Origin of the sequence: Serratia plymuthica NBRC 102599, from assembly GCF_001590925.1 — a bacterium.
In the GTDB taxonomy this organism is placed as follows: domain Bacteria; phylum Pseudomonadota; class Gammaproteobacteria; order Enterobacterales; family Enterobacteriaceae; genus Serratia; species Serratia plymuthica.
Window position 1 is genome coordinate 15,248 of the sequence record NZ_BCTU01000034.1, and the last position, 23,971, is coordinate 39,218.

General features: G+C 56.5%; 24 protein-coding genes. 18 read left to right on the forward strand and 6 right to left on the reverse strand.

Going from position 1 to position 23,971, the window contains the following annotated elements; genetic code table 11:
- The first annotated feature begins 224 nt into the window (after positions 1-224).
- On the forward strand, positions 225-656 hold the full coding sequence (locus tag SPL01S_RS21145; protein ID WP_162268768.1) for a type II toxin-antitoxin system Phd/YefM family antitoxin: 432 nt from the start codon (positions 225-227) through the stop codon (positions 654-656).
- Positions 656-1,225: a type II toxin-antitoxin system death-on-curing family toxin gene (locus tag SPL01S_RS24860; RefSeq protein WP_073972092.1), complete on the forward strand. Its 570-nt coding sequence runs from the start codon at positions 656-658 to the stop codon at positions 1,223-1,225. Before SPL01S_RS21145 ends, SPL01S_RS24860 begins: the two co-directional genes overlap by 1 nt.
- 76 nt (positions 1,226-1,301) lie before the next feature.
- Here SPL01S_RS24860 and SPL01S_RS24865 read toward each other — a convergent pair whose 3' ends face one another.
- Genes SPL01S_RS24865 through SPL01S_RS21160 form a run of 3 tightly spaced genes read right to left on the reverse strand, consistent with a single transcriptional unit; the run spans position 1,302 to position 3,876 of the window.
- Entirely contained in the window at positions 1,302-1,451 is a 150-nt protein-coding gene (locus SPL01S_RS24865; protein ID WP_073972093.1) for a DUF2474 domain-containing protein, read from the reverse strand.
- Between the two features lie 14 nt (positions 1,452-1,465).
- Positions 1,466-2,473, reverse strand: a complete 1,008-nt coding sequence (gene cydB, locus SPL01S_RS21155) for a cytochrome d ubiquinol oxidase subunit II (RefSeq protein ID WP_062871119.1) — start codon at positions 2,471-2,473, stop codon at positions 1,466-1,468.
- A 2-nt stretch (positions 2,474-2,475) separates the two neighbouring features.
- On the reverse strand, positions 2,476-3,876 hold the full coding sequence (locus tag SPL01S_RS21160; RefSeq protein WP_004945743.1) for a cytochrome ubiquinol oxidase subunit I: 1,401 nt from the start codon (positions 3,874-3,876) through the stop codon (positions 2,476-2,478).
- A 144-nt stretch (positions 3,877-4,020) separates the two neighbouring features.
- Between SPL01S_RS21160 and SPL01S_RS21165 the strand changes: the two genes are divergently transcribed.
- The 6 genes from SPL01S_RS21165 (at position 4,021) to SPL01S_RS21190 (ending at position 11,181) form a co-directional block, all read left to right on the forward strand.
- The gene (locus SPL01S_RS21165) at positions 4,021-5,439 is read left to right on the forward strand and encodes an aminotransferase-like domain-containing protein (protein WP_063202694.1); all 1,419 of its coding nucleotides are present in this window, start codon (positions 4,021-4,023) and stop codon (positions 5,437-5,439) included.
- A 154-nt stretch (positions 5,440-5,593) separates the two neighbouring features.
- Complete coding sequence (locus SPL01S_RS21170) at positions 5,594-7,282, forward strand: ABC transporter substrate-binding protein (RefSeq protein ID WP_063202696.1); 1,689 nt, start codon at positions 5,594-5,596, stop codon at positions 7,280-7,282.
- Positions 7,283-7,330: 48 nt separating this feature from the next.
- The gene (locus SPL01S_RS21175; protein ID WP_063202699.1) at positions 7,331-8,287 is read left to right on the forward strand and encodes an ABC transporter permease; all 957 of its coding nucleotides are present in this window, start codon (positions 7,331-7,333) and stop codon (positions 8,285-8,287) included.
- Between the two features lie 2 nt (positions 8,288-8,289).
- Positions 8,290-9,240: an oligopeptide ABC transporter permease gene (opp4C, locus tag SPL01S_RS21180; protein ID WP_006325976.1), complete on the forward strand. Its 951-nt coding sequence runs from the start codon at positions 8,290-8,292 to the stop codon at positions 9,238-9,240.
- Entirely contained in the window at positions 9,237-10,223 is a 987-nt protein-coding gene (locus tag SPL01S_RS21185) for an ABC transporter ATP-binding protein (protein WP_063202701.1), read from the forward strand. Before opp4C ends, SPL01S_RS21185 begins: the two co-directional genes overlap by 4 nt.
- On the forward strand, positions 10,213-11,181 hold the full coding sequence (locus tag SPL01S_RS21190; protein ID WP_041417596.1) for an ABC transporter ATP-binding protein: 969 nt from the start codon (positions 10,213-10,215) through the stop codon (positions 11,179-11,181). Before SPL01S_RS21185 ends, SPL01S_RS21190 begins: the two co-directional genes overlap by 11 nt.
- Here SPL01S_RS21190 and SPL01S_RS21195 read toward each other — a convergent pair.
- Positions 11,178-12,152, reverse strand: a complete 975-nt coding sequence (locus tag SPL01S_RS21195) for an alpha/beta hydrolase (protein WP_062871114.1) — start codon at positions 12,150-12,152, stop codon at positions 11,178-11,180. The two genes, SPL01S_RS21190 and SPL01S_RS21195, sit on opposite strands and share 4 nt — an antisense overlap.
- Positions 12,153-12,812: 660 nt before the next feature.
- Between SPL01S_RS21195 and SPL01S_RS21200 the strand changes: the two genes are divergently transcribed.
- From SPL01S_RS21200 to ompC, 6 genes are all read left to right on the forward strand, one after another.
- Positions 12,813-14,027 (forward strand): aspartate aminotransferase family protein, encoded by a 1,215-nt coding sequence (locus SPL01S_RS21200; protein ID WP_063202703.1) that lies wholly within the window; start codon positions 12,813-12,815, stop codon positions 14,025-14,027.
- 52 nt (positions 14,028-14,079) lie between these two features.
- Entirely contained in the window at positions 14,080-15,114 is a 1,035-nt protein-coding gene (gene astA / locus SPL01S_RS21205; RefSeq protein WP_004945720.1) for an arginine N-succinyltransferase, read from the forward strand.
- A complete protein-coding gene (gene astD, locus SPL01S_RS21210) occupies positions 15,114-16,598 on the forward strand; it encodes a succinylglutamate-semialdehyde dehydrogenase (protein WP_063202712.1) in 1,485 nt (494 codons plus the stop codon). Before astA ends, astD begins: the two co-directional genes overlap by 1 nt.
- Positions 16,599-16,837: 239 nt before the next feature.
- Positions 16,838-18,178, forward strand: a complete 1,341-nt coding sequence (gene astB / locus SPL01S_RS21215; RefSeq protein ID WP_063202714.1) for an N-succinylarginine dihydrolase — start codon at positions 16,838-16,840, stop codon at positions 18,176-18,178.
- An 11-nt stretch (positions 18,179-18,189) separates the two neighbouring features.
- Positions 18,190-19,173, forward strand: a complete 984-nt coding sequence (gene astE, locus SPL01S_RS21220; RefSeq protein ID WP_063202716.1) for a succinylglutamate desuccinylase — start codon at positions 18,190-18,192, stop codon at positions 19,171-19,173.
- A gap of 650 nt (positions 19,174-19,823) precedes the next feature.
- Positions 19,824-20,906, forward strand: a complete 1,083-nt coding sequence (gene ompC / locus SPL01S_RS21225) for a porin OmpC (RefSeq protein ID WP_063202718.1) — start codon at positions 19,824-19,826, stop codon at positions 20,904-20,906.
- Between the two features lie 82 nt (positions 20,907-20,988).
- Here ompC and SPL01S_RS21230 read toward each other — a convergent pair whose 3' ends face one another.
- Both SPL01S_RS21230 and SPL01S_RS21235 read right to left on the reverse strand, forming a co-directional pair.
- Positions 20,989-21,213 carry a biofilm development regulator YmgB/AriR family protein gene (locus tag SPL01S_RS21230; RefSeq protein ID WP_013813382.1) on the reverse strand — a complete coding sequence of 75 codons (225 nt, stop codon included), beginning with the start codon at positions 21,211-21,213 and terminating at the stop codon, positions 20,989-20,991.
- Between the two features lie 130 nt (positions 21,214-21,343).
- Positions 21,344-21,535, reverse strand: coding sequence for a YdfD/YebW family protein (locus SPL01S_RS21235; RefSeq protein ID WP_006325949.1), 192 nt, complete (start codon positions 21,533-21,535; stop codon positions 21,344-21,346).
- A gap of 229 nt (positions 21,536-21,764) precedes the next feature.
- Between SPL01S_RS21235 and lysM the strand changes: the two genes are divergently transcribed.
- The 4 genes from lysM (at position 21,765) to SPL01S_RS21245 (ending at position 23,865) form a co-directional block, all read left to right on the forward strand.
- Positions 21,765-22,211 (forward strand): peptidoglycan-binding protein LysM, encoded by a 447-nt coding sequence (lysM, locus tag SPL01S_RS21240; protein ID WP_063202720.1) that lies wholly within the window; start codon positions 21,765-21,767, stop codon positions 22,209-22,211.
- A 288-nt stretch (positions 22,212-22,499) separates the two neighbouring features.
- Entirely contained in the window at positions 22,500-22,640 is a 141-nt protein-coding gene (locus SPL01S_RS25515) for a hypothetical protein (RefSeq protein ID WP_004945701.1), read from the forward strand.
- A gap of 23 nt (positions 22,641-22,663) precedes the next feature.
- Positions 22,664-22,828, forward strand: coding sequence for a hypothetical protein (locus SPL01S_RS25520; protein WP_169800866.1), 165 nt, complete (start codon positions 22,664-22,666; stop codon positions 22,826-22,828).
- Positions 22,829-22,923: 95 nt separating this feature from the next.
- Complete coding sequence (locus SPL01S_RS21245) at positions 22,924-23,865, forward strand: pirin family protein (RefSeq protein WP_063202722.1); 942 nt, start codon at positions 22,924-22,926, stop codon at positions 23,863-23,865.
- Positions 23,866-23,971 lie beyond the last annotated feature (106 nt).

Genomic DNA, 23,971 nt, shown 5'->3' on the forward strand with positions numbered 1-23,971 from the left:
CGCAACCTGCTGAATTTGCGAGACGTTACGCAGTTCACTAATTGAACGATGCGTACCGGTAAAGTAGACTCCATATCACTGACAGACAGCCGCAGGAGGTGGCGCATGCGTAGTTTGCCGATTCTGACCTTCAGGGCTATCTGCTGTACATGTACGTGATAATCGCCTGTGGGCATGTTAATCTCTAACATAAGAACTTAGATATGCAATGGATAGAGGTTGCCATGAAAGAAATTACCTACACTCGATTCCGGGCTGATTTATCCCAGGTATTAGATGAAATTCGTGACGGCGAGACTTTTGTTGTTACTCAACGGGGAAAGGAGCCTATAGTGCTGGGTCAGGGAAATAAAAAATTGCCAGCTTCTAATGTCAATACATTGGATAATAAAGCTCTTAAAGCGGCGATTCGTAATACTGTATCAGCAATGAGTACCAATACAGTGACTTCTTTAATCGCATCGCAAGAGCTCGAGGTGCTCGGGAGAATGATTAAGGCTCAGAGAAAACTCGATCCTACTACTATTAGCGCTCTCCAGAAACAAGCTGAGTATGCGGCAAAACTGAAACCTTCTAACCACGTCTCAATAAAAGATGCTGTGGCTGAGGTGAGAAAACGCCATGCTAAAACCATAAAGGATCTGGAGGATAAGTAATGGAAGAGTTTATCTTTTTATCAGCTCAGGAGGTAATTGATATTCAACGCGAAACGTTGCCTCAGGGAGCCGTGGTAGACATTGATAAACTAGAAGGTGCTTTGGGGCGAGTTGCTAATCACCATCACTATGAATTGTGTGATGACATATTTGAACTTGCAGCAGTGTATCTGATTTCCATAGCAAAAGCCCATGCGTTTGCTGATGCAAACAAACGAACTGCTTTCATCACCTGCGCATCATTTCTACAGGCTAATGGACAAGCGTTAAGAGAGTCGTTCTTTCTTGTAAAACTAACAGTAATGGTTGCTGAAGACCGAGTGGATATTAATCAAGCTGCATTTTTGCTACGGCTTCTTGCCGACTATTATTATAAATCTGTTTTTGGTGATAATGATGATTTACCTGCCGATGAGCGGGAGTGTCTGCTATATAATTTAACTGTATTCACAATCACTGCTGATGATGGTGTTGGAGAGTTAATTGCTGTAGCAAATAGCTTAATGGATGACGCTGAATTAGATGAAATGGCAAACCAAATTGTTGCGGACTACCGCAACCCCGTTTAGAGCCCTGTCTATATCATTATCATCGTTAAAATGACCACCAATCGTTGGTAGTCATTTTGTCTTGGATTATTATCGGTCAGTGCGACTTCATGCCCGCCGCAGTCATCAGCAGGCGGAATATTGAAGCGACCAGGAACAACCCCAGCACGCTGGCGCTCCAGATGATCACCAGCCAGCCGACGCGTTTCCACCAGGGAGTGGGTGCGGTTGCGGTTTTATCGTTCATGCTCTCCTCCCTCATCAGTGATAGCCATGTTCATGGCTGACCTTGCCCCGGAACACGTAGTAGCTCCAGAAGGTGTAAACCAAAATAATCGGGATGATAAATAACGCGCCAACCAGCATAAAGCCAAGGCTTTGCGGCGGGGCGGCCGCGTCCCACAGGGTGATGGACGGCGGGATCAGCAGCGGCCAGATGCTGATGCCCAATCCACTCAGGCCGAGGAACACCAACAGCAGGGTCAGCATAAACGGCGAATAGTGCGCGCCGCGTGTTACCCCGCGCTGGATGCCCCAGGCGCTGAGCAGCACCAGTACCGGCACCGGCAGCAGCACGAACAGGTTTGGCAACGTAAACCAGCGGCCGGCGATTTCCGGGTGGGCAATCGGCGTCCAGATACTGACCACCGCCAGCACCAGCAGCAGGGTTACCAGCAGCGGCGTCGCCAGCCGGTACATGCGCGCTTGCAGATCACCGGCGGTTTTCATCACTAGCCAGGTGCAGCCGAGCAGGGCATAGGTCACCACCAACCCCAGCCCGCAGAACAGCGCGAAAGGCGTCAGCCAGTCGAGCGCACCCCCTGCATAGCTGCGGCCGCTGACCGGGAAACCGTTGATGATGGCACCCACCACGACTCCCTGGCTGAAGGTGGCGAAGATCGAACCCCAAATAAATGCCTTGTCCCAGATGTGGCGCTTTTCTTCTTTGGCTTTGAAGCGGAACTCAAAGGCCACGCCGCGGAAGATCAGCCCGAACAGCATCAGCGTCAGCGGGATCGCCAGCGCGTCGAGGATCACCGCGTAAGCCAGCGGGAAGGCACCGAACAGCGCCGCGCCGCCCAACACCAGCCAGGTTTCGTTGCCGTCCCAGACCGGGGCGACGGTGTTCATCATCACATCGCGGTCACTGCTGTCCTTAACCCACGGGAACAGGATGCCGATACCCAAATCAAAGCCGTCCATTACCACGTACATCATGGTGCTGAACACGATGATCACAAACCAAATCAGCGGAAGATCAATGCCCATGCTCAGCTCCTGTCATCCAGAGTTTCTTTCACCGCAGACAGCGGACGCGCCGGCCGGCCTTCGGTGTCATCTTCTTTATGCTCATGCTGCTGCGGCCCTTTACGTATCAAGCGCATCATGTAGGAATACCCCACCCCGAACACCGAACAGTAAACGACGATAAACGCCAGCAGGCTGATGCTCATGTGCAGGTCGCCGTGCGCAGAAACGGCGTCCTTGGTGCGCAACAGGCCATACACCACCCACGGCTGTCGGCCGATTTCGGTCGTAAACCAGCCCGCCAACAGCGCCAGCAGCCCGGAAGGCCCCATCCACAGAATGAAATAGAGGAAAGGCCGTGACTGGTACAGCCCGCCGCGCCAGCGCAGCCACAGGCTCCATACCCCGGCGAGGATCATCAGCATCCCGAGCGCCACCATGATACGGAACGACCAGAACACCACGGTGGAGTTCGGGCGGTCCTCCGGCGGGAAGGATTTCAGTGCCGGCACCTGTTCGGTCAGGCTGTGGGTCAGGATCAGGCTACCGAGATAGGGCACTTCCAACTTGAAACGCGTTTCTTCGCGCTGCATATCCGGCCAGCCGAACAGGATCAGTGGTGTGGCCTCGCCCGGAGGGTTTTCCCAGTGGCCTTCGATGGCGGCGATCTTCGCCGGCTGATGTTTCAGCGTATTCAGGCCGTGGGCATCGCCGATCATCGCCTGCACCGGCGCGACGATCAGCGCCATCCACATCGCCATCGACAGCATTTTGCGCATGGCCGGTGTGTCGCGCCCGCGCAGCAGGTGCCAGGCGGCGGAAGCGCCGACGAAGAAGGCCGAGGACAGGAAAGCGGCGGTCGACATGTGCAGCAAACGGTACGGGAATGACGGGTTGAAGATCACCTTCAGCCAGTCGACCGGCACCACCTGGCCGTTGATGATTTCGTGTCCCTGCGGGGTTTGCATCCAGCTGTTGGACGCCAGGATCCAGAAGGTGGAAATCAGCGTGCCGAGGGCCACCATGCAGGTAGCGAAGAAGTGCAGGCCAGGGCCGACGCGGTTCCAGCCGAACAACATTACCCCCAGGAAACCGGCCTCAAGGAAGAAGGCGGTCAGCACTTCGTAGGTCAGCAGCGGGCCGGTTATGCTGCCGGCGAACTCGGAGAAGAAACTCCAGTTGGTGCCGAACTGGTAGGCCATCACCAAACCGGAAACTACGCCCATGCCGAAGTTGACGGCGAAAATTTTGGACCAGAAATGGTACAGGTCGCGATAGGCTTCATTGCGCGTTTTCAGCCACATTCCTTCCAGCACGGCCAGATAACTGGCCAGGCCGATGGTAATCGCAGGAAAAATGATATGGAAAGACACGGTGAAGGCGAACTGTATTCTGGCAAGTTCCAGTGCATCAAGACCCAGCATGGCGCCTCCTTGGGTTGGACATAAAATAACCTTTTCAGTATAGCTGTAATTTTTTTGTGGAAAGCTTGGCGTCAAGTTAAGCACGGAGTACAGTGACTATAATAGTGACAGTTATTTCACTTTTTCATATAACAGCTAGGGCTTATGACCAGATACGAACAGCTTGCGCAACAGATTCGCGAACAAATTCAAAACCGGGTGTGGCGGGCGGGAGACAAGCTGCCTTCACTGCGAGAGAGCGGCAAGCGGGCCGGTCTCAGCCTGATGACGGTGGTGCAGTCGTACCAGTTGCTGGAGAGCCAGGGCTGGATCGTCGCCCGGCCGCAGTCCGGCTACTACGTGGCGGCGCGCCCGCAGCCGCTGCCGCAGCCGGTGCGTGGCGAGAAGATGCTGTTGAGCGAGCAGGTGGACATCAACACCTTTGTTTTCGATGTGTTGCAGGCGTGCAAGGATCCGGAAATCGTCCCTTTCGGCTCGGCGTTTCCCGACGCTACGCTGTTTGCCCAGCCGAAGCTGGCGCGGGCGCTGAGCAGCGTGGCGCGCAAGTTTACGCCGCACAGCTCGCTGGCCAACCTGCCGCCCGGCAACGACGCGCTACGGCGTAACATCGCCCAGCGTTATGCGCTGAGCGGCATGCAGGTGGCTCCGGACGAGATAGTGATTACCGCCGGGGCAATGGAATCACTGAGCCTCAGCCTGCAGGCGGTGACCCAGCCGGGCGATTACGTGGCGATTGAATCGCCGGCCTTTTACGGCGCGTTGCAGGCGCTGGAACGGTTGCGGCTGAAGGCGGTGGCGATCGCCACTCATCCGCAGGACGGCATCGATCTGGACGCGCTGGAGCAGGCGCTGGAGCAGTATCCGATCAAGGCCTGCTGGCTGATGACCCACTTCCAGAACCCGCTGGGCGCCACCCTGCCGGAGGAGAACAAGCAGCGGCTGGTGTCCTTGCTGCGCGAACGGCAGATATCGTTGATTGAGGACGATGTTTACGGTGAGCTGTACTTCAGTGCAGAACGGCCGCTACCGGCCAAGGCGCTGGACAACGGCGGCCAGATCTTGCACTGCTCGTCGTTTTCCAAATGCCTGGCGCCGGGGTTTCGCGTCGGCTGGGTGGCGGCGGGGCGCTACGCGCAGCAGATCCAGCGTTTGCAGCTGATGAGCACCGTATCGACCAGCGTGCCGACCCAAATGGCGATTGCCGATTACCTGCTGCACGGCGGCTACGATACCCACCTGCGGCGTTTGCGGCGGCTGCTGGCCCAGCGCCAGAGCATGATGCGCCAGGCGATTGCCCACCATTTTCCGCCCACCGTGAAGGTCAGCCAGCCCGACGGCGGTTACTTCCTTTGGCTGGAGCTGGATCCTGCGCTGTCGTCGATGGAGCTGTACCAGCGTGCGCTGGCGCTGGGGGTGAGCATCGCGCCGGGCAGAATGTTCACCACCGGCAATCATTTCAACCATTGCTTCCGCCTGAACGCCTCTTTTGACTGGAGCGACAAGCATGAGGCGGCGATCAAAACCTTAGCCAAACTTATCCGGCAGCTCGAACCGGCAGGTTGAGTGGCGCCGCGCCGGTAATCATCGCAATAGAAAAATTCATAATGCTTTATCCGGCAATGGAATGCCGGTTTCGTTGTTAGACAGCCCTCCGGCCGCCCATTACTCTGCGATAAATTTTGTCACATTTAATCAACGGGCAGACAAGGGGCAGTGGGTGAGCAGAATAAAAAACAAGATAAACAAACTGTTGCAAAAACGGCTGGCACCATTGGCGGTAGCCTGTGCCGTGGGACTGGCCTTCAGCGCTCAGGCGGAACCCCTGACGGAAGGCATTACCCCGGCAACCGACGCAAGCCAGGTGCCGGCGGCCGCCAAGCTCCGTAAAGACACCGTGGTGGCCGGTATTCTTGAGCCGCAGGGCAATTTTAACCCTTATCTGTTTACCAACGGCTGGGACGAGAACGTTACCGACGTGATTTTCACCCGCTTGATTGGCCTGGACAGCCAGGGCAAACCGGTGGCACGGCTGGCAGAATCCTGGCAGGTCAGCCCGGACAACCGGGTGTATACCCTCAAGCTGCGTCCCAACCTGGTCTACAGCGACGGATCGCCGATAAAAGCGGAAGATATCGCCTTTACTCTGACGCTGCTGCATGACCCGGCCTATGACGGCGACACCGACATTGCTCCGGCGCACATCCAGGGCGGGGCGGAATACAAAAACGGCACCGCGCCCAGCATCAGCGGGCTGAAGGTTATCGACGATCGCACTATTCAAATCACCACCACCCAGCCGGGGGCGACGACCTTGCAACTGATCGGCGGGCCGGTGCTGTCGAAAGCCTATTACGGCAAGGATTACCAGCGCGGCAAGCTGGAGAGCGTGCGTGCGCTGAACGGCAAGCCGTTGGGCAACGGGCCTTATATTTACGATAAATACGTGCCGGGGCAGGAGATCCGTTTCCACGCCAACCCGAACTTCTACCTCGGTCAGCCAGCCGTGGCGCGCTTTATTTACCGCGTGACCAACCCGGCCACCAACTTCCAACTGTTCCAGACCGGCGAAACCGATTACGACGCCTTCACCGCCAAGCCGGATGACATTGAGCAGTTGAAGCTGCTCGGCTTTGCCAACATCAATCTGTACAGCTCCAGCGACTACAGCCGTATCGATTTCAACTTTAAGCGGCCGGCGTTGCAGGATGCGCGCGTGCGGCAGGCCTTAATCTACGGGCTGGACCGCCAAAAGCTGATTACCGTGGTGTATCAGGGGTACGGCACCGTGGCTAATCAGCCGATCTCTCCTGTTTCCTGGGCTTACGATCCGCAGGGTATTAATCCGTACGCCTACGACGTCAACAAAGCGAAGCAACTGCTGGATCAGGCCGGCTGGAAACCGGGCGCGGACGGCATTCGCCAAAAAGACGGCAAAAAGCTGGAGCTGACGCTGCTGGTGACCAAAAAACTGCTGAATGACGCGCTGGTGCCGATCGCCAAAGACAACTACCGGCAGATTGGCGTGCTGCTGAAGCCGCAGGTGCTGGATTTCAACGCCTTATTGGCGCAACGCAAGGCGGGCAATTATGACCTGGCGTCGCTCAGTACCAGCAGCCTGAACGATCCGCATGATGGGGTGCGCGATTACATCAGCCAGGTGAGTGAAACCGGCTACAACAACCCGCAGGTGGATAAGCTGATCGGCCAGGCCAACGCTACGCTGGATATCGAGCAACGCAAACCGTTGTATCACCAGTTGTATCAGGTCTTGGCCGAAGATCCGCCGGTGATCCTGCTGGGCAACCGCAAAATCCTCAGCGCCAGCAGCGCCCGTGTAACCGGCTTTAAACCGGACGTCTACAACGGCCTGACCGGCAGCCTGCCGGACGTCAAACGAGTTCAGTAACGGCAAGACGCCGCCGCGCCATCGTGCGCGGCGGCGAGGGAAAACACCATGAGACATTTTATCCTGCGCCGCCTGCTGCAAACCATTCCGATGATGCTGCTGGCATCACTCCTGATCTTTTTTATCTTCGCACTGACCCCCGGCGACTTTATTGACGGCAACATCAACCTGACGCCGCAGCGCGCCGCCGAGCTGCGGGCGCTGTATGGGCTGGACCAGCCGCTGCTTTTCCGCTATTGGCACTGGCTCGGCCAGTTGCTGCAAGGCAACCTCGGCTTTTCGCTGCAATACCAAATCCCGGTCAGCACGCTGTTGAACCAGTACATCTGGAACTCGTTCCTGCTGGCTTCGGTGGCGCTGGTGCTGTACTGGGGCATCGCGCTGGCGGTGGGTGTGGCTTCGGCGATGAAACCCTATTCGCTGTTCGATCATCTGGTCACCGTCGCGGTGTTCGGTGCCATGTCGTTCCCGACGTTTTTCCTCTGCCTGCTGTTGATTAAATGGTTCGCCGTCGATCTGCACTGGTTGCCGGCGGGCGGCATGCTGCGCACCGGCAGTGAGGCCACTGGACTGGCGTGGGTATTGGAAGTGGCGGCGCACCTGCTGTTGCCGGTATTGGCGCTGGTGATGTTGCAGGCCGGCACCCTGACGCGCTATTTCCGTGCCAGCATGCTGGACGTTATCCGCATGGATTATATCCGCACCGCGCGCGCCAAGGGACTTAAAGAAAAAACGGTGATCGTTAAACATGCACTGCGCAATGCGCTGTTGCCGATCATCACGCTGTTGGGGTTTGAGCTGCCGGCGCTGTTTTCCGGCGCGCTGATCACCGAAAAGATCTTCAACTGGCCGGGGGCGGGGCATATTCACATCGACTCGCTGGCCGCGCGCGACTATCCCGTACTGATGGGCTTTACGCTGTTTCTGGCGGTGCTGACCATTTTGGGCAACCTGCTGGCGGACATTCTGTATGCCTATGCCGACCCACGCATTCGTTTGAGGTAAATATGTTGGCAACGCTGTTTTTTGGTCGCCGTCGCCGCTGGCGGCAGGCACAACTTCCGGCGCTGGCGCAGTTGTCGCCACCGCCGGCCGCACAGGCCTGGCAACGGCTGCGGCGCCACCGGCTGGCGATGGCCTCGCTGTTGCTGCTGCTGATCCTGGCCGTGCTGTGCATTTTGGGGCCGATGCTGTCGCCGTGGCAGGATGACGCCGGCGACGCGCTGAACATTAACCAGGCCCCTAATGCCGCGCACTGGTTGGGTACGGATTTTCTCGGCCGCGATATTTACACCCGCCTGCTGCTGGCGGGGCGCATCTCGTTGACCATCGGCCTGGTGTCGATGCTGTTGTCGGTGACGCTCGGCTACCTGTTGGGGGCGTTATCCGGCTATTTGGGCGGCATCGTGGACAAGCTGATCATGCGTTTTGCCGATCTGTTGATGACCATCCCCAGCCTGCCGCTGCTGATCATTATGGGAGCGATGTTGTCCGAGCTGGACGTCTCGCCGGATTACCGTATCTACATGGTGATGATCATGCTCAGCCTGTTGGGCTGGCCTTCACTGGCGCGGCTGGTGCGCGGCCAAATCCTGTCGCTGCGCGAGCGTGATTTCATGCTGGCGACCGAAGTGCTGGGGCTGTCCACGCGGCGACGTATTTTCGGCCACCTGCTGCCGAATACCATCCCGATCCTGGTCGTGGTGGCGACCATGGGGGTGGCCAACGCCATTCTCAGCGAATCGGCGCTCAGCTATCTGGGGCTGGGTGTGGTACCGCCGACGCCGTCGTGGGGCAACATGATGGATGCTGCCAACAGCCTGATCGATTTTCAGCGTCGCCCCTGGCTGTGGATGCCGCCGGGCCTGGCGATTTTTATCACCGTAGTGGCGATTAACATTCTGGGCGACGGCCTGCGGGACGCGCTCGATCCGAAAATGAACGGGGTAAGACGATGAGCCAACCGCTGGTAGCTTTTAATCAACTGTCGGTGGCCTTCAACGGCGAGCAAGGCCGGGTGCGGGCGGTGCAGCAGGTGAGTTTCGAACTGCACGCCGGGCAGACGCTGGGCGTGGTTGGCGAGTCCGGCTGTGGCAAAAGCGTCACCGCCCTGGCGATGATGGGGTTGTTGCCGCAGCCGCTGGCACAGATCGATGGCGGTGAGATTCATTTTGACGGCCAGGATTTGTTGAAACTGCGTCCGCAGCAGATGGCCGATTTGCGCGGCAACCGGCTGGCGATGATCTTCCAGGAACCGATGAGCGCGCTGAACCCGGTGTTGACCATTGGCGAGCAACTGGTGGAGCCGCTTATCCGCCACCGAGGGGCGGCGCCGAAGGCCGCCTGGCGGGAAGCGACGGCGTTGATTACGGAGGTGGGATTGGCGCGTGCAGAGCAGCTGATGGCCAGCTACCCGCACCAGCTTTCCGGCGGCATGCTGCAACGCATCATGATCGCCATGGCCATCAGTTGCCGCCCGGCGTTGCTGATTGCCGACGAGCCGACCACGGCGCTCGACGTCACTGTGCAGGCGCAAATCCTGGCGTTGCTGCGTGAACAGGCGCAAAGGCACAATATGGCGATGATGCTGATCACCCACGATCTTGGGGTCATCGCTCAGATGGCAGACCGGCTGGTGGTGATGTACGCCGGGCGGATTGTCGAGCAGGGGGCCACCCGAGAGGTGCTGGCTAACCCGCAGCATCCGTACACCCAGGGGCTGATGGCTTCGCGGCCGGTGGCCGGACAGCGGCGGCGCCGATTGTATTCGATCCCCGGTCAGGTGCCCGATCTGGCCCGTTTGCCCGACCATTGCGCTTTTGCCGATCGTTGCTCGCAGGCGAGTGTACGCTGTCGTGACGGCGTTCCGCCGCTGTATGGCCATGCGCAACGTCAGTCCGCCTGCTTTCTGAACGCGGGAGGGCGTATTCATGTCGGCTGAATTACTGGTTGAAGTTAAGGGGCTGAAGAAATATTTCCCGCTGCGCGATGGCCTGTTCGGCCAAACGACCGGGCAATTGCGGGCGGTGGATGACGTCAGTTTCGCCATTCGCAAGGGCACCATTTTCGGTTTGGTGGGCGAATCCGGCAGCGGTAAAACCACCGTTGGCCGCACGTTGCTGGGGCTGCATGATAAAACCGCCGGTGAAGTGTCGTTTAACGGGCAGGCGCTGGATGCGCTCAGCCCACGCCAACTGCGCGCCCTGCGTCCGAAGATGCAACTGGTGTTTCAGGATCCCTACAGTTCGCTGAATCCGAGAATGCGCGTTGGCGATGCGATTGGCGAAGCCCTGCTGCAACATGGGTTGGTGGGTAAAAATGAACTGCGCGATCGGGTGATCGACACGATGGAAATTTGCGGGCTGTCGGCGCAGCACTATGGGCGTTTCCCGCATGAGTTCTCCGGCGGTCAGCGGCAACGCATCGGCATTGCGCGTGCGGTGATCTTACAGCCCGAGTTTATCGTCGCCGATGAGCCGATTTCGGCGCTCGACGTCTCGATTCAGGCGCAGATCATCAACCTGTTTTCCGATCTCCAGGAGCAGCAGGGCGTAACCTTCCTGTTTATTTCGCACGATCTTGGGGTGGTAGAACACCTGTGTCAGGACGTGGCGGTGATGTATCTCGGTCAGATTGTCGAGAGCGCCGATCGCGACAGCCTGTTTCGCCAACCGCGGCATCCTTACACCCAGGCGTTACTGGCGGCGGTGCCCAGCCTGGATCCACTGCGGCAGCCGCAGGCGATGGCCAGGGGGGAGTTGCCCAACCCGGCTCAACCGCCGCACGGCTGCCGTTTTCATCCCCGTTGCCCGCAGGCTACCGCTCAGTGTCGGCAACAGGCCCCCGCGTTACGTACCCTGGCTGCAGGGCACCGTGTGGCCTGCCATTATGCCGATTAGGCCAGATAGTGTTTCAGCGCGCGCCCGGCCTGGTGGATGGCCGAGTGCACCGCCGGGACGTGGGCTATCGGATTCAGCAAGCCATAATCGTGGATCAGCCCGTTATAGCGAGTGGAGGTGACTTCTACGCCGGCGGCGTTAAGCAGGCGAGCATAGGCTTCGCCTTCGTCGCGCAACACGTCCAGCTCTGCAGTCTGCACCAACGCCGGCGGTAAGCCTTTCAGCTGTTCCAGCGTGGCATTAAGCGGTGAAGCGTAAATCTCTTTGCGCTGTGCCTTGTCGGTCGTGTAGTTGTCCCAGAACCATTTCATCATGTTGCGCGTCAGGAAGTGGCCTTCGGCGTACTGGTGATAGGAGTCGGTATCAAAGCTGGCATGGGTCACGGGCCACAGCAGAATCTGGCTGCGCAGCGCCGGCGTGCCTTTTTCCTTGGCCATCAGGCTGACCACCGCCGCCATATTGCCGCCTACGCTGTTGCCGACGACCGCCAACCGGGAACCGTCGACGTTGATTTTTTCGCCGTATTCGGCCACCCATTCTGTGGCGGCGTAGGCCTGGTTGATGGCGGTGGGATAATGCGCTTCCGGTGAAGGGGTGTAATTGACGAACACCGCCGCGGCACCGGAACTGCGCACCAAATCGCGCACCAGCCGTTCATGAGTCGGGAAGTCGCCCAGCACCCAGCCGCCGCCATGGAAGAACATGAATACCGGCAGCGCTTCTTTTACTTTGGCCGGTCGCACCAGATGCAGCAGGATATCCTGCCCCTCAACGTGGATGGTCTTCTCGCTGATTTCGACTTCGTACAGCGGCACCTCAACGCTGCTTTGCGCCCCCTCCAGCACTTTACGCGCCTCTTTCGGCTTCATCTGTTCCATCGGTTTGCCGCCGCCGGCATTTAACGCATCCAGGAATACGCGAATATCCTTTTGCGCTGCCGGTTGGGTGGGATCAACAGTTTTTTTAGACATCATGGCTCCTCAAGTGCGGGGTGGTCGAAATCACAGTGTAGTTGCTGGTTAACAAATAGGTGATCTGGCGTGTGGATGAACCGCCGGCGGACAGGATCATGGCCCGGCAGAGCCTTAACTGACGCGGGATTGCTCGTCTCTGGTGCATTCGCTGCACTCTAATGGGGCGAAAGTGTGATCGGGCGCAAATCGGGCCAAATTATTTTTGCGAGCGCGATCAGAAATATTGAAGTTTTTTGCAATTGAATAGGATTTCGCGGCCAATGATGATTTTTAGCCTTATTTTTCCAATTATTCATTACCAATGCATAATTATTGAATAAGTATGCATTGTAAGCCGTTGTTTTAACGAAAAAAAACGCGATATTCGCCAAAAATCCCGTTTTGGCACGATAGCTGCTCTACACTCTTTATCAAACGGCATGTATTTTAACTGCTCGTTAACATTTATTCCCCGTTCAGAGACCGGATACGCGGCATAAATAGTGGAAAACCGATTTTATGTAACAGATTTGTTTCTGAATAGCCGGTAGATGGCAGAGTTATCACCGGGCGAAAAGCGGAATCAACGGTGCGGTTTTTTTGTTTTGTTGCGGAATATCCGGGCAGGAACGGCCCTTACAGTCAAAATTCAGCCTTTGCTGAGGTTATGAGGTCATTATGGAACAGCCAATCGCAGTTACCCGCCAGTCTTTCGACGACTGGATGGTCCCGGTTTATGCCCCCGCTGATTTTATTCTGGTTCGGGGGGAGGGGTCACAGGTCTGGGACCAGCAGGGTAAGTCTTACATCGATTTTGCCGGCGGCATCGCGGTTAATGCGTTGGGGCATGCGCATCCGGCGGTGAAGGCGGCGCTGGTGGAGCAGGCGGGGAAACTGTGGCATCTGGGCAACGGCTATACCAACGAACCGGTACTGCTGTTGGCGAAACAGCTGATTGACGCCACCTTTGCCGAAAAAGTGTTTTTCTGCAACTCCGGGGCGGAAGCCAACGAAGCGGCGCTGAAGCTGGCGCGTAAACGTGCGTTGGACAACGGCAACGCCGGCAAGAACCAGATTGTGGCGTTCAATAACGCTTTCCACGGCCGGACGCTGTTCACCGTGTCTGCCGGTGGCCAGCCGAAGTATTCAAAAGATTTTGCGCCGCTGCCGGGCGGTATCAGCCACACGGCGTTTAACGATCTGGCTGCCGCGGCTGAGCTGATCAACGACCAGACCTGCGCGGTGATTGTGGAGCCGATTCAGGGCGAAGGGGGCGTGCTGCCGGCCGATGCCGCTTTCCTGCAGGGCCTGCGTGAGCTGTGCGATCGCCACGATGCGTTGCTGATTTTCGATGAAGTGCAAACCGGCGTGGGTCGCACGGGGTATCTGTACGCGTACATGCAATACGGCGTCGTGCCGGACGTGCTGACCACCGCTAAAGCGCTGGGCGGTGGCTTCCCGATTGGCGCCATGCTGACCACCGACGCATTGGCCAAAACCCTGGGCGTAGGCACCCACGGCACCACCTACGGCGGCAACCCGCTGGCAACGGCGGTGGCGGGCGCGGTGTTCTCCATCATCAACACGCCAGAGGTGCTGGAAGGCGTGAAGCAGCGCCACCAGTGGTTTATCGACGGCTTGAACGAAATTAACCGGCAATACCCGATTTTCTCTGAAATTCGCGGCGGCGGCCTGCTGATTGGCTGCCAGTTGAATAAGGATTATGCCGGCAAGGCAAAACAGATCACCCAGTTGGCCAACGAAGAGGGCGTGATTGCACTGATCGCCGGCCCGGATGTGGTGCGCTTCACCCCTTCACTGATCATTCCAGAGCAGGATGTGAAAGAGGGGCTGGCGCGATTCGCGCGTGCCGTGGCGCGGATTTGCAGCTAATACACAGGCTGCGCCTTAACCGGCGCAGCCTGATTCTGACGAGGTTCGCATTATGATGATTATTCGCCCTATAGAGCGTCGCGATTTGGCTGATTTACTGACGCTTGCCGGTAAATCCGGCATCGGTCTCACTTCCCTGCCGCAAGATGAAGATACGTTGTCGGCGCGCATTGAGCGGGCGTTAAAAACCTGGCAAGGCGAACTTCCGCGTGGCGAGCAGTGCTATCTGTTTGTGCTGGAGGACAGCGAGCGCCGGCAGGCGGTAGGGGTTTGCGCGATTGAAGTGGCCGTTGGGCTGACTGAACCCTGGTACAGCTTTCGCGTCGGTACCCAGGTGCACGCGTCCAAACAGTTGAACGTCTATAAATCGGTGCCGACGCTGTTTCTCAGCAATGATCACACCGGCCATTCCGAGCTGTGTACGCTGTTCCTCGATCCGGACTACCGTCACGGCGAAAACGGCAAGCTGTTGTCGAAGGTGCGTTTCCTGTTTATCGCCGCTTTCCGTGAGCGTTTTTCCGCGCGGCTGATTGCCGAAATGCGCGGTTTCTCCGATGAAGAGGGCCGTTCGCCGTTCTGGGAGAGCGTCGGAAACCATTTCTTTTCCATCGAGTTCGCCAAGGCGGACTACCTGAGCGGTACCGGACAGAAGGCGTTTATCGCCGAGCTGATGCCGAAACACCCGCTGTATGTCGATTTCCTGGCCGAAGACGCGCAAAAGGTGATTGGCCAAGTGCACCCACAGACCGTTCCTGCCCGCCGGGTGCTGGAGTCTGAAGGCCTGCGCTATCAGGGCTATGTCGATATCTTCGACGGCGGGCCGACGCTGGAAGCGGAAATCGACCAGATCCGCGCTGTCAAAGAGAGCCGCACGGTGAAAGTGGTGTTGGACGAGACGCCGATGCGCGCCGATGCGCCGGCTCTTCTGGTGGCCAACGATCATTATCAGTCCTACCGCGCACTGCTGGTCAATGCCGATCTGTATGACGAGCGCCTGCATCTCAATGCGGAAACCGCTGCGGCGCTGGGCGTTGAGCAAGGCAGCCTGGTGCGGGTCATCCCCCTCATTTCAAAGGAGAAAGCCTAATGTCACATCCTGCACTGTTTATTAACGGCGCCTGGCAACAGGGCCGGGGCGCTGAATTCGGCAAAACCGATCCGGTCGACAACCAGACGCTGTGGCAGGCCAATGCCGCCGATGGCAGTGATGTCGCCGCCGCTTGCGAGGCTGCTCGCAGCGCGTTCCCGGCCTGGGCCCGTACCCCGTTTGAACAGCGTGAGCAGTTGGTAAAGCGTTTTGCTGCCCTGCTGGAAGCGCATAAACAGGATTTGGCGGCGGTGATCAGCCGTGAAACCAGCAAACCGCGCTGGGAAACGCTGACCGAAGTGCAGGCGATGATCGGCAAAGTGGCGATTTCCCTGCAGGCTTACCAGGCGCGCACCGGCATCAGTGAAACCGCGATGGCGGACGGCGCTTCGGTGCTGCGCCACCGGCCGCATGGCGTGCTGGCGGTGTTCGGGCCTTATAACTTCCCGGGCCATTTGCCGAACGGCCACATTGTGCCGGCCCTGTTGGCGGGCAATACGGTGGTCTTTAAACCCAGCGAGCTGACGCCGCTGACCGCCGAGGAAACGCTGAAGCTGTGGCAGCAGGCCGGTTTGCCAAACGGGGTGATCAACCTGGTGCAGGGCGGGCGTGAAACCGGCGAGGCGCTGGCTGCCAGTGCAGATATCGACGGTCTGCTGTTTACCGGCAGCGCAGGGACCGGTTATCACTTGCATCGCCAATTGGCGGGGCAGCCTGAAAAGATGCTGGCGCTGGAAATGGGCGGCAACAATGCGCTGATTGTCGATCAGATCGACGATCGCGATGCGGCGGTTAATCTGGCGATTCAGTCGGCGTTTATCTCCGCCGGCCAGCGTTGCACCTGTTCGCGCCGCATTCTGGTGAAACGCGGCAGCGAGGGCGATGCCTTCATTGAACGTTTGGTGCAGGTGGCGGGCGCTCTGCGCGTCGGCCGCTGGGACGCTGAACCGCAGCCGTTCATGGGCGGGGTGATATCCCCTGCGGCAGCGGAAAAAATGCTGGCGGCGCAGCATCATTTGTTGTCTTTGGGTGGCAAAGCCTTGCTGACCATGCAGCGGCTGGAAAGCGGCAGTGCGCTGCTCAGCCCAGGCATTATCGATGTGACTGGCGTGCGCGATGTGCCGGACGAAGAATATTTCGGTCCGCTGACCACCGTCATTCGTTATAACGACTTTGACGAGGCGTTGCGCATCGCCAACCAGACGCGCTATGGCCTGTCTGTCGGCCTGGTGTCGCCGCAGCGTGAACGCTTTGATCAACTGCTGTTGGAAGCGCGTGCCGGTATCGTCAACTGGAACAAACCCTTGACCGGCGCCTCCAGTGCCGCGCCGTTCGGCGGCGTGGGCGCCTCGGGCAACCACCGCCCAAGCGCCTATTACGCGGCGGATTACTGCGCCTGGCCAATGGCGTCGCTGGAAAGCGAAAGTTTGACTCTGCCGGCAAGTCTGTCGCCAGGGCTGTCGTTTAATACCGATACACCCTAAATTTGAGGCCGGCGGGGGGATTACAGGTTAGCCGACCGTTGAGCGCACCAGCCCTCAAGAATGTCGGCGCTCGGTATGACGCCCCACAGCCAGGCGCCGCTATTTAGCTGGGCGCCTGGCTGTGCTGTACAGGAATGTACAAATGCCGCGAGCGCATGGACGCGCTAAATCGGCCAACTTGACATTCACGGGGTATGTTTTTTGAATAGGGCCGAGCCTGCTCGGTCCGGGAGAACAGCATGGCAGGATATGAAGTCAATTTTGATGGCCTGGTGGGCCTGACCCATCATTACGCCGGATTATCGTTTGGTAATGAAGCCTCTACGCAGCACCAAAACAGCGTGTCCAACCCGAAACTGGCGGCCAAACAGGGTTTGCTGAAGATGAAGGCGCTGGCCGATCTCGGCTTCCAGCAGGGGGTTTTGCCACCGCAGGAGCGACCGCATGTGCCGATGCTGCGCAAACTGGGTTTCAGCGGCAGCGATGAGGCCGTGTTGGCGCAGGCGATGCGTCAGTCGCCACGTTTGTTGTCGGCGCTCAGTTCGGCCTCCTGCATGTGGACCGCCAATGCGGCCACGGTTTCGCCTTCGGCGGACAGCAAAGATGGCAAGGTGCATTTCACCGCCGCCAACCTGAACAATAAATTCCATCGTGCGATTGAGGCCGAGACCACCTCCGGCGTGCTGCGCGCGATTTTCAACGATGAACGCCATTTCGCCCACCACGAAGCCTTGCCGCAGGTGGCGTTGTTTGGCGACGAAGGCGCGGCCAACCACAACCGGCTGGGCGGCGACTATGGCAAACGCAGCGTGCAGATGTTTGTCTATGGGCGCCAGGAGTTCGGTGGCGAAACGGCCCCGACACGCTACCCGGCACGCCAGACGCGTGAGGCCGGCGAGGCGATTGCCCGCCTGCATCAATTGGATGAGCAGCACACCGTGTTTGTGCAGCAAAACCCCGCGGTGATCGACCAGGGCGTGTTCCATAACGACGTGATTGCGGTCAGTAACCAGAACGTGCTGTTCCATCATCAGCAGGCGTTTCATCAGCAGCAGCAAGCGCTGGATGAGGTGCGCCGCAAGATGGCGACGCTGGACTGCGAACTGACGGCGATTGAGGTGCCGACGGCACAGGTCTCGGTGGCGGATGCGGTATCGACCTATCTGTTCAACAGCCAGATTTTAACCAAACCTGACGGCAAGATGATGATTGTGGTGCCGGAAGAGTCACGCCAGCATGGCGGTGTGTGGCGCTATCTGAGCGAGATGGTGACCGGCGGCGGGCCGATCGATGAAATCAAGGTATTCGATCTGCGTGAGAGCATGCGTAACGGTGGCGGGCCGGCGTGCCTGAGACTGCGTGTAGCGCTGAATGAACAGGAACTGCGGGCGGTGAATCCGCGCGCGATGATGAACGATGCGCTGTTCGTTACGCTCAATGAGTGGGTCGATCGCTATTATCGCGATCGGCTGACGCAAAACGATTTGGCCGACCCGCAGTTGCTGCGCGAGGGGCGCGATGCGCTGGACGCGTTGACGTCTATCCTCGGGCTGGGGTCGGTTTATCCTTTCCAACAATAGACGGAGCTGCCATGTTTGATTTGTTGGCCCTGACGCTGGCGGGGCAAGCCCCGGCCAACCAACAGGGTGATAACCTGAATGTGCACTGGCGCTGGCTGGGGGAAGGCCTGTTGGAAATCACCCCGCACCAGGCTTACCGGCAGGCGGTGGTGCTTTCCGCCGGGATACACGGTAATGAAACGGCACCGATTGAACTGCTGAACCAATTGGTCAATGCGCTGATGGCGGGCGAAAGGCCGCTGGCGGTGCGGCTACTGGTGGTGCTGGGTAACCCGGCGGCGATACGTGCAGGTAAACGTTATTTGCACAGTGACATGAACCGCATGTTCGGCGGCCGCTATCGCGAGTTTAACCACAGTGGTGAAACCGCACGGGCGCAGCAACTGGAGCAGGTGATAACGGCGTTTTTCGACGGGGAAGAGGCCGCGTGTTTCCATTATGATCTGCACACGGCGATACGTGAATCGCGGCTGCCGCGTTTTGGCATTCTGCCCTTCCAGACGCGGCCTTACAGTGCGGAGATGCTGGGGGTGCTGGATGCCGCCGATCTTGACGCGCTGGTGATCCACAGTGCGCCCGGCGGTACCTTTAGTCATTTTTCCAGCGAGCACGCCGACGCCGCAAGTTGTACGTTGGAGCTGGGCAAGGCGAAACCCTTCGGCAACAACGATCTGCTACAGTTTGCGGCCATTAACCGTGCGTTGCAGGGGGTGGTGAGCGCTGAACCTTTACCTTCTCGGCAGGGTGAGGCGCTGCGCCTATTCCGCGTAGAGCAGTCGTTGATTAAGCGCAGTGAGGCTTTCAGGCTGCACCTTAGCGACGATACCGCCAATTTTACCGAGCTTAAGCAGGGCACTTTATTGTGCGAGCAACCGGGTGAAGAGTACCGGGTTCAACATGCCAGCGAGTGGATTTTGTTCCCCAATCCTGGCGTTGCGCTTGGGCTGCGTGCCGGTATGGTGCTGACTGAGGTGCCGCGCAGCACGCTGTATTAATCTGTCAACCATGTTGGCGGTTTTCATTTGCGGTGTGTACCAGGTTGTAGCGTTGTCAGCTGCAACCTGGAGTTAGTGTGGTGTATTATTCTGTAGTATTTGTTCATTCCCTTCTCTTATATATCCGCTATTCGCTGTTGCCATTTCTTAAATTTAATTTCCCCCGGTATTACTATTTTGACGGTTTGAATCGTATTGACTATGAGAAGCTGTAAAAGATCTGATTAAAACTCGGTTAATGGTCTAAATCAACACAGCGACTTTGTTCAGATAAAAATGTGAAATAAGTAACGTTATTAGTAACCATGCTAAGTTTCATGTTATTTACGCATCGCTTAGAAAGTAGGCAAAAAGAAAGTGATTTGCACTTAATTGGTGCAATGCACCAATTTGGTTATAAGTTATGTGTCAAATATCAATATGAATCAATGATTTGATGCTGGCTTCTTTTGTAATATTAAGTTACAAATAAACATGCTTTACCCACGGTATTTTATGAACTTTTTCTTTTGAAGTTTGGATTCATGATGCTAATGTCACATGGCCCCTGATTAGGGGCGCTCATAAAATACTAAATGATAAAGATCACAGCCCAAATCATAAATTGGGCGTGATGGGCAGGTTTTTAATTATAATATCTAGGAAAATAAATGATGAATCGCAGTGTATTAGCCTTAGCTGTTGCCCTTGCGGCAATCACCTCCTTTGCCAACGCGGCTGAAATTTATAATAAGGATGGTAATAAACTTGACCTGTACGGTCGCGTTTCCGCCAAACATGTTTTCAGCGATGATAAATCTGAAGATGGCGACAAGACTTATGTCCGTCTGGGTTTCAAAGGCGAAACGCAAATCAATGACCAACTGACCGGTTACGGCCAGTGGGAATATAACGTCCAGGCCAACCACGACGAAGCGCAGGGCACTACGGGCACCAAAACCCGTCTGGGCTTTGCCGGTCTGAAGTTCGCCAACTATGGTTCATTCGACTACGGTCGTAACTACGGCGTGGTGTACGACGCGGAAGCCTACACCGACATGCTGCCGGAATTCGGTGGCGACAGCTACAGCTACACCGACAACTACATGACCGCGCGTTCCAACGGCTTGGCGACTTACCGTAACCGTGACTTCTTCGGTCTGGTGGAAGGCCTGAACCTGGCAGTACAGTACCAGGGCAAAAACGACGGCGACGGTCGCAGCGTGACCAAGCAAAACGGTGACGGCTACGGCCTGTCATTGGATTACCAGGATATCGGCGGCTCAGGTATCGGTGTGGCGGCGGCATTCTCTGACTCGAACCGCACCAGCGAGCAAAAGAAACTGCAGTACGGTCAAGGCGACAGCGCGACGGCCTGGACCACTGCGGTTAAATACGACGCCAATCAGGTTTACCTGGCGGCAATGTATGCGGAAACCCGCAACATGACGCCAATCAGCGGCAACGGCGTGTCTGGCTTCGCCAACAAAACTCAGAACTTCGAAATGGTCGCTCAATACCAGTTCGAAAACGGTCTGCGTCCTTCTCTGGCTTACGTGCAGTCCAAAGGCAAGGATATCGAAGGGTTTGGCGATGTCGATCTGGTGAAATACGTGGAAGTGGGCGCGACTTACTACTTCAACAAAAACATGTACACCTATGTTGATTACAAAATCAACCAGCTGAATGACGACAACAAGCTGAAACTGAGCACAGACGATATCGTCGCGGTCAACCTGACTTATCGTTTCTAAGTTTCAACGCTATTACCTTCATCCTGTGTCGGGATAACGGTCAAAAGGCAGGGCGCAAGCTCTGCCTTCTTTATTTGGGACGCTATCCTTTGGCTGCCAGGCCCACGACTTCAATAGCGGAGCGCAGGGTTTCAAAGCGCTGCTGATTTTTCTCATGTTCAATCTCGGTGACCAAATGGGCCAGAATATTATTGCCGGACACTTTCTTGTTGAGATTGATCAGTTGAATCACCGCGCCACCGAGCACCAGGCTGACATCGCGTAACAGGGTTTCATAATGTTCGTCTGAGAGAGCAGATACGGGCATGACGCCGTCTCCATATCGTTCGGGTAAAGCAATTTAGCAAAGTGGCGGGATAAAATATCGTAGACGCGCCGCTTTTCCGATGAATTAAGAAATTCCTCAGAGATAAGTAGCGGAAGAATGGACGGTCGCTCTACAACGGCGCATATTCACTGGCAGGTAGCCAGAAACCATCGATAAAATCCTCCACCGGAAAACACCCGGCGTGGCGCAGATTTTGTTCCTTCATGACGACCAGGCACTGGGGTTCATTGCGCAGCACGTCAACCACGATATCGGCGCAGCCGCCATCCAGATAACATACAAACATCACCAGTGCGTACATAACGTCTTGCGTCCTCTACCCAAATCTCTCCATACCTTTATTGTAGGTAAAAACGGGGTGTCTTTCAGTGCGAGAATCGATGCAACACGATGGATTGGCAACAAAAGGGTGCACTTTCGGATTACTCCAGCGGCGGAATACCGCAGGAGCAATTGAATATCCGTTTTGCAGTGCTAAGCTTAACAAGCCTTAAGTGAACGCAACATTGTAACCATCGAAAGGAGTGAATATGGGCTTGTTTAACTTCGTCAAAGAAGCTGGCGAAAAACTGTGGGACACAGTGACCGGCAATGCGACTGCCGAAGACCAAAGTGCCAAACTGAAGGAGCATCTGGATAAAATCGGCCTGCCGGGTACCGATAAGGTCGACGTGCAGGTGGTGGATGGCAAAGCCGTGGTGACCGGGGACGCCGTCAGCCAGGAACTGAAAGAAAAAATCCTGGTGGCGATCGGTAACGTGGCGGGTATCAGCGGTGTGGAAGACAAGGTGTCTGTTGCACAATCTGAAGCCGAGAGCCGTTTCTATACCGTGAAGAAGGGCGACACGCTGAGCGCAGTGTCGAAAGAAGTGTACGGCAACGCCAATCTGTACAACAAGATCTTCGAAGCGAACAAACCTATGCTATCCAGCCCGGACAGAATTTATCCAGGACAGGTTCTGCGCATTCCGCAGTAAAAAAGAGAAGATATCCAGGAGCCCGATGTGATATCGGGCTTTTTTTATCGCATTTACTATCAGTTTTATTGATTATTTTTTGCTTTTAATAAAAGTTGTGAATGTTTTATACTCACCGCCGCCTCAGCTCCCGGGGGATGTTGACCCTGGCGAGGAAAGTTGATAGCGTCTTGCCACTATTGAGGTCTGAATGGCGTTGACGCAGAATCTAAGAAAACCGCAGTAGCGAGTTTTTATCGACCATCCCATAACAGTAGCGTTTACGCGTGATGAGTTAAGATAGATTTTGTGAAAGAACAACGTAATGCCTCACAAGACAAAAACTACCGTGAAACTCTGGGAGATGCGCAGTTTGCCATCATTGTGTTGGCGATAGCGTCCTGCTCCCTGATCATCTTTACGCTGTCAGTCACCCTGTGGCTGACATGATGTCTTTCTGTACAGGAGATAAAATGGAGCATAATCTCCACGATGAAACCAAACTGCTGGCTGTTATCGGCCTGCTGGTTTCCGTGTTGTTGGTCGTATCGATACTCTTTGGTGTGACGTATTTCTCCGATTTGAAGCATGCACGTGACGAAGTTGATGTAAAAGGCTGTTATATCAAGACGTCCTGACGCTCTCCGTCCCCAGGTTGCATCGAGGCCGCCGGCTGTGTGATAAGCTGGCTTTGCCATCAATTCAACCTGTGTGCCGTTCTGGAGGCGTTACTATGAGCAACTCCCGCCCAACCCATTCTTCTTCTTCCCGTGACTGTCCCGTGGTCGAGGGTGTGCGTCAAATACAACGCATTACCGCACGCAATGCCGAAGTCGGCGGTATCCCGATCAATCGCGCCTTACCTACCCGCGAACGCCGTACCGTGGGCGCCTGGTGCTTTCTCGACCATGCCGGACCTTCGGTCTTCAGCGGCTCCTCTAAAGGCATGGACGTGGGGCCGCACCCGCATATTGGCTTGCAAACCTTTACCTGGATGATTGAAGGAGAGGTGCTGCATCGCGACAGCCTGGGTAGCGAGCAGGTGATTCGTCCGGGCCAGGTCAATCTGATGACGGCAGGGCGCGGTATCGCCCATACCGAACAGTCAACGGGGGAAGAGCGGCGTTTACATGCTGCACAGCTGTGGATTGCTCTCCCTGCCGACGATGCCGATATGGCGCCACGCTTCGATCATTATCCCGACTTGCCGTCCTGGGAAAAAAATGGGGTTAGGCATACTTTGTTGGTGGGCGATTTTGAACAATACCGTTCCCCGGTGTTTACATTTTCGCCACTAATCGCCATTGATTTGGCGTGGCAGAGTGACGGCTATTTACCCTTACCTTTGCGGGAAGACTATGAAATAGGTTTTTTGCCCCTTGTTGGTGCAATTGAGGTTAATGATGAAAAATTTTCACCTGATGAGTTCGCCTATTTAGGCATGAATCTTAACCAAATCGGGTTAAATGCCAAGAAGGGCAGTCGGGCATTATTAATCGGCGGGGTGCCATTAAACGAAGAGATTCTCATTTGGTGGAACTTTGTCGGCCACAGTAAGCAAGATATTACCCAGGCGCAGCATGACTGGGAGCAGGGGAATAGCCGTTTTCCGGATGTGAGTGGTTATAGCGGGCCGCGTATGACCGCGCCACGCCTGCCCTGGAGCGAGGTTTGATGCTCTCTGGCTATAACGATGAGGCGATCTTATTCATTTCTTTCTATCAACGCTGAATTAATGTGATCGAAAGTCCATGTTTTAGATCGAATATAGTTTATCTGGT